We start from the raw sequence: 8,687 nt of genomic DNA, 5'->3' as shown, positions 1-8,687 counted from the left end.
CTTACGCGATGTTTCTATATAAAACTGAATACTAATTTAAGCATGGATTGGGTGGCAGATGATTCTGCCACCCAATCCATGCTTAAAAGGTATTATTATGTATTTTTTATAAAATTGGGAACTTGTCTAGAACATAGAACCTGTCCTTTTCATTAACTAAAAGTAGAAACAGATAAAGGAGTGAAAAACATGTTCTCTTCTGATTGCGAATTTAATAACATTGATTGTGAGGCGAAACCAGCTAGTACACTACCTGCCTTCGGTTTTGCTTTCAACGCTTCTGCACCTCAGTTCGCTTCACTAATCACACCACTACTATTACCTAGCGTAAGTCCAAACCCAAATATTACTGTTCCTGTAATAAATAATACAGTAAGTGTCGGAGACGGTATTCGAATTCAAGTAGCTGGTATTTATCAAATCAGTTATACATTAACGATCAGTCTTGATAACGTTCCTACTGCACCAGAAGCTGGTCGTTTCTTCTTATCATTAGGTACACCAGCTAACATTATTCCTGGATCAGGTACAGCGGTTCGCTCTAACGTTATTGGTACTGGTGAAGTAGACGTATCCAGTGGTGTTATTCTTATTAACTTAAACCCTGGTGACTTAATTCAAATTGTACCAGTTGAACTGCTTGGAACTGTAGACGTCCGTGCTGCAGCATTAACAGTTGCACAAATTAGCTAGTAAAAAGCGGTATTTCTTCATTGAAATACCGCTTTTTATTTTTACAATAAAAAACACTCACCGTAACATGAGTGTTTCATTCTTCATATTGTTTTATTGTATTCTTCTTTTTCCCACAGTTGCATCCCTTTTTTTTCACAAACCCTTGTTGCTGTAATTGCTCTTGATATGCCTGATGTTGTGCTTGTTGCTGTTGCTGTATGTTATACCACTGCTGCAGGTCATATGAATTTCGCCTTGGATTATTGCTCACAGCAAACATCTCCTCTACTGTCAATTCTGTCTATTCACTATATGAACAACTCCTTATTTCCGTTCCCGCATCCTCTTAAACTCCGCTTTTTCTAACATCATGAAAATTTATCGCGATTGGTGAGGGCTGATAATTAGCGAGGGATGCCCCCCACTGATTAAATTTTCACTTTATTATTCTCCCATAAAATATCCTGTAATTGTTTCAATGATCGCTGCTGCACCTGCAATGGCTAATAATGCTAGTACAGGCTCTGCAACAATAGGAATCCATTTATATAAAACTAATAAAAAAGCACTAACCCACACACCTGTACACCAATAGCAGCTTAATAATTCTCCAATCCACTTTCTTAATCCTTTCCCTTTCACCTTTGTAAAAGTCGATACACTTCCATCAGGCTCTGTAATCTCTAACTCATCAATAAACGGTCTTCGCAAAAAAACTGTAATTTTATCATAAACAATAAGACGAGTTAACCTAAATGCAGCTAGCGCAAAAATAAAAAATAAAAGCCAGCTTGTAAATAACATAATTCCACCTTCCCTAYCCTCTTTAGCCTATTTAAAAAAAAAGGTCTTAAGATTGTGACCAAATCTCCCCCACTCCAATATCTTATTAATGTAAATACAAGTGCTGTCCTACGTGTGTTAACTGTAGTATTAGGTGATGGGTCTCCTGTACCACCTGGCGACGATCCAATTTGTACGTTTTTAGCTATACCAAATGCAAGATTAATCTCGACATCTACTTGCATTACTGTTGATTTAAGCTGCTTCTGTGCTATTCAGTGCTTACGCGACGTTTCTATAGTTAAGTAAACTAAAAAACTATTGGGGTGGTAGAAGCTTTCTACCACCTTTACATATTTAAAAGCCGGCCATATCAATCGATTTGATGTCTTCTATAGATAATCGAATATCTCTCATACTATTTGGTGGCATAATGGATACAATGCCATTACGGTAAGATATAATCGATCCTATATATGAGACGGTCGTCGTTCTTATTCTACATCTTACTTTCGGAATGTAATGAGGCCGATTTAATAAAAAATGAATTTTTTCTTCATTATTCATATCCTTAAAGGATTTATTGTAAGGGACCGTTCTCACTTGCTCTTCCTCTACTTTTTCTTCCACCTCCACTTGAGGCTCCTCTCGTGGTTCTTGTTTCTCTTGTTCTACCACTTCTTCCACAGCACTACTTACAATACTTTCATTTCTATTACTTTGCTCTTTTTGATCCTCATCTTCAAAATTTGTTAAAATAATTCTTTTTATTTTCGGTGCAGCGAGTTCTAAATTTACTTGTGCAATATATAACAACGGTTTTCCAACTGTTGAACTTTTATTTTTATTCTTCACACTCGTCCCTCCCACTTCCATACGTAGCTGGATAAATCGTGTACTATTATAGTTATATTCATAACGTGGCTAGAACTTTCGTTAAAAATCGTTCTTTCTGAGAACAATTAAAAAGGACAGTCTCAACGTTTAGAGACTGTCCTTTTTAAACTTTAATTCCTATTATATTTATCCTAAAATATGATATCCTGAATCAACATGAATGTTTTCACCTGTTACTCCGCGTGCTAAATCACTGAATAAGAATACTGCTGTATCTCCAACTTCTTCTGGAGTCGTCGCACGACGAAGTGGTGCGCGTTCCTCAATTTCTTTTAAGATTGAGTTAAAGTCGCCTACACCTTTCGCAGATAACGTACGAATTGGTCCTGCAGAAATAGCGTTAACGCGAATGCCATGTTGTCCTAAATCGTTCGCTAAATATTTCACGCTAGCTTCTAACGAAGCTTTCGCAACACCCATAACGTTATAGTTTTTCACAACGCGCTCGCCGCCAAGATATGTTAAAGTTAAAATATTTCCGCCTTCTGTCATCACTTTCTTCGCTTCTCTTGCTACAGCTGTTAAAGAAAATGCACTAATATTTTGTGCAAGTAAAAATCCATCGCGAGAAGTATCTACAAATTCACCTTTTAAATCATCACGATTTGCAAAAGCAATACAGTGTGCAACACCGTGAATTGTACCAACTTCTTGCTTAATAGTTTCAAAGCAAGCTGTAAGTTCTTCATCATTCGTTACATCACAAGGTAATACAAGTGATTCTTGTCCTTCTAATGTTTCCGCTAGTTCACGAACGTTTCTTTCTAAACGCTCTCCTGCATATGTGAATATTAATTTTGCACCTGCATTATGCAAAGAGCGAGCAATTCCCCATGCAATACTTCTTTGGTTCGCAACGCCCATAACAACAAATGTTTTCCCTTGTAATAGTTCCATGATATATCCTCCCAGAAATACTTATACTTGTTATTAGTACCTGATACTATAATTATAGTACCATAAAACCTCTTAAAGGCAAACAAAAAAGTCACTAACATAAATTTGTTAATGACTTTTTGTTTCTATAAAAAACCTTTCTAATCCTTCTTCCCAAGTAGGCATTTGTAAAAAACCATTTAATCGTAGCATGTTATGTTGAAAGATAGAATATTTTGGTCTCGCAGCCGCCGATCCGAATTCTTCAGTTGAAACAGGTAATACATTCACTTTCATATTTGCATACGAAAATATTTTTTGGGCAAATTCAAACCAAGAACATGATCCTCTATTGGATACGTGATACGTACCGTATAAAGAAGTGTGAATGAGCTTATTAATCATCATATTTAAATCTGCCACGTACGTAGGAGAGCCAATTTGATCCGCTACAACAGATATGTTTTCTCTCTCTTTTCCTAATCGTAGCATCGTTTTCACAAAATTATTTCCATACTTACCATACAACCACGATGTACGAACTATAAAATATTTATTATGTAACTCTTTTACGAACTGCTCTCCTGCAAATTTAGAAGCTCCATATATATTTATCGGTGCTGGATTATGAAATTCATGATAGCCATCCGGTTTGTCACCTGGAAATACATAATCGGTACTGACATACACTAACTTAGCCCCTACTAATTGTGAAGCAACCGCTACATTTCGAGCTCCAATCGCATTTATTAAGTAAGCAAGATCCTGTTCTTTCTCAGCACCATCTACCTTCGTATACGCTGCACAATGAACAATTGTATGTGGCTTTATTTCTTGTACCACTTGCTTAATTCGGGATATATTTGTTACATCTAATAACTTTTTATCAAATGGATATATGTCATATTCCTCAGAATTCAACTCTTCTTGTAGTTGCTTCCCTAGCTGACCGTTCGCTCCCGTTATGATAATCCGTTCTTTCATCTACATGCCCCTTACTTTTCTTTTAGTGGTTTCCACCAGTCCACATTGTTTTTATACCATTCCACCGTTTCTTTTAATCCTTGTTCGAACGTATACTTCGGTTCCCATTCAAACTCATTCTTCATTTTTTGTGCATCAATCGCATAACGACGGTCGTGACCTAAACGGTCTGTTACAAATTCAATATCTTTTTTCGTTTTTCCTAAAAGTTTTATAATTTGTTCCACAACATCTACATTTGTTTTTTCGTTATTTCCGCCGATATTATACACCTCTCCTACACATCCCTTATGCAAAACGGTGTCAATTGCACTACAATGATCCGTTACATGCAGCCAATCCCTTACATTCAATCCATCACCATATAATGGTAGTTTCTTTCCTTCAAGCGCATTCGTAACCATTAACGGAATTAATTTCTCAGGATATTGGTACGGTCCGTAGTTATTAGAACAACGCGTTATAATAACTGGTAATTGATACGTTTCATAATAAGATAAGGCTATCATGTCGCTACTCGCTTTACTTGAAGAATATGGACTATTAGGAGCTAGCGGGGTTTCCTCTATAAATTTCCCGGTTTTCCCTAAAGAACCGTATACTTCATCTGTTGATACTTGCACGAGTTTAATATGTGAATATTTTTTCACTAACTCCAACAGCGTGACTGTACCTATTACATTCGTATCATAAAAAGGAATTGGGTTTTCAATACTACGATCCACATGTGATTCAGCTGCGAAATTTACAATTACTTGCACGTCACGTTCCTTAACAACATGTTCCAGCAGCTCTCCATTTTGGATTTTCCCTTTTACAAATGAGTAGTTAGGATTTTCTTGAATAGACTTTACATTATTTAAATTCCCGCTATATGTTAATGCATCGTAATTAATGATTTTATATGTTTCATAGTTTTTTAACATATAGTGAATGAAATTACTTCCAATAAATCCAGCTCCACCTGTAACTAATATATTCATAAACAACTCTCCTACTTAAAAACTATCTTCATATTCCTGAAGTAATGGTAATATTCGATCCTTATCGGACAAGATAGGATTTGTTACCGGCCATGGAATTGATAATTCTTTATCTTCCCAAAGCAAACCGGAATCGTGATCAGCACTATAATACTCATCTACTTTATACATAACAATTGTATGAGGTACAAGTGTACAAAAACCATGAGCAAATCCTTTCGGCACTAATAATTGCCTATGATTATCCGCACTTAAAATATAACCTCTCCACTTTTTAAATGTAGGTGAATCTTTTCGCAAATCAACGATAACATCATATATTGCACCTTGCATAACTTGAATGAGTTTCGTTTGTGCTTTCGGATTTTTTTGAAAGTGTAGCCCTCGAATCGTCCCCGAATGCGCTGAATAAGATACGTTATCTTGCAGAAATGAATGCGTAATCCCTAACGATTCTAGCATCTTCTTATTATAACTTTCAGTAAAAAAACCTCGCTCGTCTTCAAACAATCTCGGTTCTAACAATTTTGCATCGGTAAAATTTGTTTCTACAACTTTCATATTTTCACCTATTCTCCATTAAACTGTTTCCCAAAGTTTATATCCCGCGCTAACGTATTCGCTCTTTGAAGAGAAGCATGCGTTCCCGCATCAGTCCACCAGCCACTCATTTCATTATAAGTAAGTACTCCTCGTTTTAAATACCAATTATTTATATCTGTAATTTCAAGTTCCCCTCTTGCGGAAGGTTTTAATTCTTTTATATAAGAAAAGACTTTCGAATCATACAAATAAATTCCCGTAACAGCATAAGAACTTTTCGGCTCATTCGGCTTTTCTTCAATTTCAATTATTTTTCGGCCTTTAATATGTGCTACACCAAATCGCTCGGGATCTTCTACAGATTGAAGCAGCACTTTAGCCCCTTCTTTTTGACTTGCAAACTCTTTAACATACGGGCAAATATCATCTGAAAAGATATTATCTCCTAATATAACTACCATCCGATCATTTCCTACGAAATCTTCACAAAGTCCTAGCGCCTGCGCAATCCCACCCGCCTTATCTTGCACACGATACGTAAAGGATACACCAAACTCTTGACCACTTCCTAGAAAGCTCACAACATCTCCCATATGCTCTTTACCTGTAATAATCATAATATCTGTAATTTCACATCGCTTCAGCTTATATACCGCATGATAAATCATCGGATACCGCCCAACGGGAAGTAAATGTTTATTCGTTACTTTCGTTATTGGATATAATCTCGATCCTGTCCCGCCTGCTAAAATAATCCCTTTCATCCTTCATCTCTCCCTTATGATGGAGATAGCACCTCTTTATAATGTTCCACAAAAATTCCCCGGTATTTCTCATATGTATCCGCATCAAACTCATCTCCGTTGTAATGAATACACCATAGATTTGCTTGATTAGGAATACCAATTAAATATCCAGCCTTTTGAAATTCTAAAGACTGTGACACATCATAGAAATGGAATCCTTGAAACAAATCCTCTCTCCACGGAATATCATACTGCGTTGCCATGAGTAAACCATCGATTGCTTGCAYTGACATAAAAGATTGATTTCCATAAAACCCCTGATCCAAATTTAATAATTGATAATTCTGTCTTCTGTAYTCAATCACTTTCCCTACTAAATTTTTCCCTTCCCACCATATCCCGTTACTCGGTAAAAACTGAGCACCAGCTACTCCAATTAAACCAAGCTTTTCATTTTCTTTAAAAAGAGAAATGAGGGTACAAAACATATCACGATTAATAAGGTAAGTATCTTGATGTATATATACTTTATATTTCGCCGGATATGAAAGTGCTCGATTGTACGCACTTGCCATACTTTTCGCATCTCGTATCGGAAAAATTTGCACTACATAGCCAGGGGGAACAACAATGTTTCTTATTTGCCTTTCGCATTGCTCGAAAAGCTCTTCATTATTGACACAAACAACGACTAATATTGTATGATCTTTCATTTTGTAGCCCTCTATTCTTCCTTATTCACATCTGACATATAGTTCTCTACAAATACTTTTCTATACTTTTCATAGTTCGTCATATTYACATCRAAATGATAATGRATACACCAAGCATCACGCTGCACAGGGACACCGACTGTATACCCAGCTTTTTTAAATTCAAAAGATTGGGATACATCATAAAAATCAAACCCATCAAATAAGTCCTCTCGCCACGGAATATCATATTGTGTCGCCATCAATAAACCGTCAATACATTCCACAGGAATAAATGTTTTCGATTCATGAAATGGTTGCTCTAAACTTGCCATATAAAACAAATCGTTCATATAACCAATGACTTTCCCGACAATCCCACGCCCTTCGTTCCATACACCAGTTGGAGGAACATATTGGGATCCAACCATCCCAATCATCCCAAGATGTTCATGCTCCTCAAATAATTGAATTAATCCGTATAGAAAGGCTCCATTTATAATAAAGACATCTTGGTGTAAATACACTTTATACTTCGCTGGATGTGAAATGGCTTGATTGTATCCGCTCGTCATACTTTTTGCATTTCGAATCGGCATAAATTGTATAGTATACCCAGGAGGTACTGCCAATTTCAATATATGTCGCGCACATTGTGCATACAATTTCCGATCATTTATACATGTAACAAATAGTATTGTTTTTTCTGCAGCACTCATAATTGTGATTTTTCTGCTTCAATAATATATTGAAATACAACTGTCTCAGCCATGAAGCCACTTCCAAGACGATACTTTTTACAAATTCCATATAACTCTTCAATAAGTGGCTCATATATTTTATGATCAACATATACACGATCTACTTTACTAATAGAATATCCTGCTTTTAAAAACATTCTTAGCATTTCATTAAAAGTAAAGAAACGAATATGCGTTTTATCTAATAAGCCATATTCTGTATACGTCCAATTTCCAGCGAGTAAGGGAGCTAATACTGAAATGTGCGCAACGTTTGGTATGCTAGCTAAAATCACACCATTTTCTTTTATATATGGCTTTACTTTCTTTATGACAGCCCACGGATCAAATAAATGCTCTAATACATCCCCGAATATGACACAATCAAATTGTTCCTTCTCATAAGGAAGATCCATTGTTTCTATATCACCTAAAATAACATGATCTAGTTTTTCTTTCGCTTTTTCGGCAGCCTCTGGGAACGCCTCAATTCCTGATACACGTGCTCCATTTTCTTTTATAGCCGCTCCTAATGCACCGCTCGAGCAACCAATATCAAGAACTTCTTGCCATTCCTTTTTTATATGCTTGAATAAATTAGGATTTATCGCGTTATAATAATGTTCAGATTTTTCTTCGTATAAAGAACTTTTCTCCCGATTCATTTCACACACTCCTTATGCAAATTGAATTTGAAATATAAACAAAAGATATTCTACAAAGGATGTCATCTCTATTGGTTGCATTACCGATACTCTAATATATAGC

At 36.1% G+C, this 8,687-nt stretch carries 12 protein-coding genes and 1 pseudogene; 2 read left to right on the top strand and 11 right to left on the bottom strand.

Annotated elements, in window-relative coordinates; translation table 11 throughout:
- Nucleotides 1-189: 189 nt before the first annotated feature.
- On the top strand, nt 190-693 hold the full coding sequence (exsF, locus tag AC1DJR_RS13030; RefSeq protein WP_477002766.1) for an exosporium protein ExsF: 504 nt from the start codon (nt 190-192) through the stop codon (nt 691-693).
- 76 nt (nt 694-769) lie between these two features.
- Here exsF and AC1DJR_RS13025 read toward each other — a convergent pair whose 3' ends face one another.
- Both AC1DJR_RS13025 and AC1DJR_RS13020 read right to left on the bottom strand, forming a co-directional pair.
- Nucleotides 770-955: a hypothetical protein gene (locus AC1DJR_RS13025; protein ID WP_044438098.1), complete on the bottom strand. Its 186-nt coding sequence runs from the start codon at nt 953-955 to the stop codon at nt 770-772.
- A gap of 164 nt (nt 956-1,119) precedes the next feature.
- A complete protein-coding gene (locus tag AC1DJR_RS13020) occupies nt 1,120-1,479 on the bottom strand; it encodes a DUF1360 domain-containing protein (protein ID WP_113769136.1) in 360 nt (119 codons plus the stop codon).
- A gap of 99 nt (nt 1,480-1,578) precedes the next feature.
- On the opposite strand from AC1DJR_RS13020, the pseudogene cotY reads away from it, so the two are divergent.
- A pseudogene (cotY, locus tag AC1DJR_RS13015) lies at nt 1,579-1,767 on the top strand (spore coat protein CotY); the annotation flags it as partial.
- A 48-nt stretch (nt 1,768-1,815) separates the two neighbouring features.
- Here cotY and AC1DJR_RS13010 read toward each other — a convergent pair.
- From AC1DJR_RS13010 to AC1DJR_RS12970, 9 genes are all read right to left on the bottom strand, one after another.
- Nucleotides 1,816-2,334 (bottom strand): CotO family spore coat protein, encoded by a 519-nt coding sequence (locus AC1DJR_RS13010; protein ID WP_181295479.1) that lies wholly within the window; start codon nt 2,332-2,334, stop codon nt 1,816-1,818.
- A gap of 147 nt (nt 2,335-2,481) precedes the next feature.
- Complete coding sequence (fabI, locus tag AC1DJR_RS13005) at nt 2,482-3,252, bottom strand: enoyl-ACP reductase FabI (RefSeq protein ID WP_002011384.1); 771 nt, start codon at nt 3,250-3,252, stop codon at nt 2,482-2,484.
- Between the two features lie 108 nt (nt 3,253-3,360).
- Complete coding sequence (rfbD, locus tag AC1DJR_RS13000) at nt 3,361-4,215, bottom strand: dTDP-4-dehydrorhamnose reductase (RefSeq protein WP_002011383.1); 855 nt, start codon at nt 4,213-4,215, stop codon at nt 3,361-3,363.
- 11 nt (nt 4,216-4,226) lie between these two features.
- Nucleotides 4,227-5,198, bottom strand: coding sequence for a dTDP-glucose 4,6-dehydratase (rfbB, locus tag AC1DJR_RS12995; protein WP_044437803.1), 972 nt, complete (start codon nt 5,196-5,198; stop codon nt 4,227-4,229).
- 15 nt (nt 5,199-5,213) lie between these two features.
- Complete coding sequence (rfbC, locus tag AC1DJR_RS12990) at nt 5,214-5,759, bottom strand: dTDP-4-dehydrorhamnose 3,5-epimerase (RefSeq protein WP_002011381.1); 546 nt, start codon at nt 5,757-5,759, stop codon at nt 5,214-5,216.
- Nucleotides 5,760-5,767: 8 nt separating this feature from the next.
- A complete protein-coding gene (locus AC1DJR_RS12985) occupies nt 5,768-6,505 on the bottom strand; it encodes a sugar phosphate nucleotidyltransferase (RefSeq protein WP_002011380.1) in 738 nt (245 codons plus the stop codon).
- A gap of 14 nt (nt 6,506-6,519) precedes the next feature.
- Entirely contained in the window at nt 6,520-7,200 is a 681-nt protein-coding gene (locus AC1DJR_RS12980) for a glycosyltransferase family protein (protein WP_477002765.1), read from the bottom strand.
- A gap of 11 nt (nt 7,201-7,211) precedes the next feature.
- Entirely contained in the window at nt 7,212-7,898 is a 687-nt protein-coding gene (locus tag AC1DJR_RS12975) for a glycosyltransferase family protein (RefSeq protein WP_088035087.1), read from the bottom strand.
- Nucleotides 7,895-8,584 (bottom strand): class I SAM-dependent methyltransferase, encoded by a 690-nt coding sequence (locus AC1DJR_RS12970; protein ID WP_002125965.1) that lies wholly within the window; start codon nt 8,582-8,584, stop codon nt 7,895-7,897. The genes AC1DJR_RS12975 and AC1DJR_RS12970 overlap by 4 nt, the downstream gene beginning before the upstream one ends.
- Nucleotides 8,585-8,687 lie beyond the last annotated feature (103 nt).

This window comes from Bacillus sp. 05T31 (assembly GCF_056396725.1).
This window is presented reverse-complemented; position numbering and strand designations above follow the sequence as displayed.

What these genes read in the sequence shown, in the direction of transcription:
- rfbB (WP_044437803.1), bottom strand. Translation starts at nt 5,198, where the DNA reads ATGAATATATTAGTTACAGGTGGAGCTGGATTTATTGGAAGTAATTTC.
- fabI (WP_002011384.1), bottom strand. Translation starts at nt 3,252, where the DNA reads ATGGAACTATTACAAGGGAAAACATTTGTTGTTATGGGCGTTGCGAAC.
- AC1DJR_RS13010 (WP_181295479.1), bottom strand. Translation starts at nt 2,334, where the DNA reads ATGGAAGTGGGAGGGACGAGTGTGAAGAATAAAAATAAAAGTTCAACA.
- rfbD (WP_002011383.1), bottom strand. Translation starts at nt 4,215, where the DNA reads ATGAAAGAACGGATTATCATAACGGGAGCGAACGGTCAGCTAGGGAAG.
- AC1DJR_RS13020 (WP_113769136.1), bottom strand. Translation starts at nt 1,479, where the DNA reads ATGTTATTTACAAGCTGGCTTTTATTTTTTATTTTTGCGCTAGCTGCA.
- AC1DJR_RS12985 (WP_002011380.1), bottom strand. Translation starts at nt 6,505, where the DNA reads ATGAAAGGGATTATTTTAGCAGGCGGGACAGGATCGAGATTATATCCA.
- AC1DJR_RS13025 (WP_044438098.1), bottom strand. Translation starts at nt 955, where the DNA reads ATGTTTGCTGTGAGCAATAATCCAAGGCGAAATTCATATGACCTGCAG.
- AC1DJR_RS12970 (WP_002125965.1), bottom strand. Translation starts at nt 8,584, where the DNA reads ATGAATCGGGAGAAAAGTTCTTTATACGAAGAAAAATCTGAACATTAT.
- rfbC (WP_002011381.1), bottom strand. Translation starts at nt 5,759, where the DNA reads ATGAAAGTTGTAGAAACAAATTTTACCGATGCAAAATTGTTAGAACCG.
- exsF (WP_477002766.1), top strand. Translation starts at nt 190, where the DNA reads ATGTTCTCTTCTGATTGCGAATTTAATAACATTGATTGTGAGGCGAAA.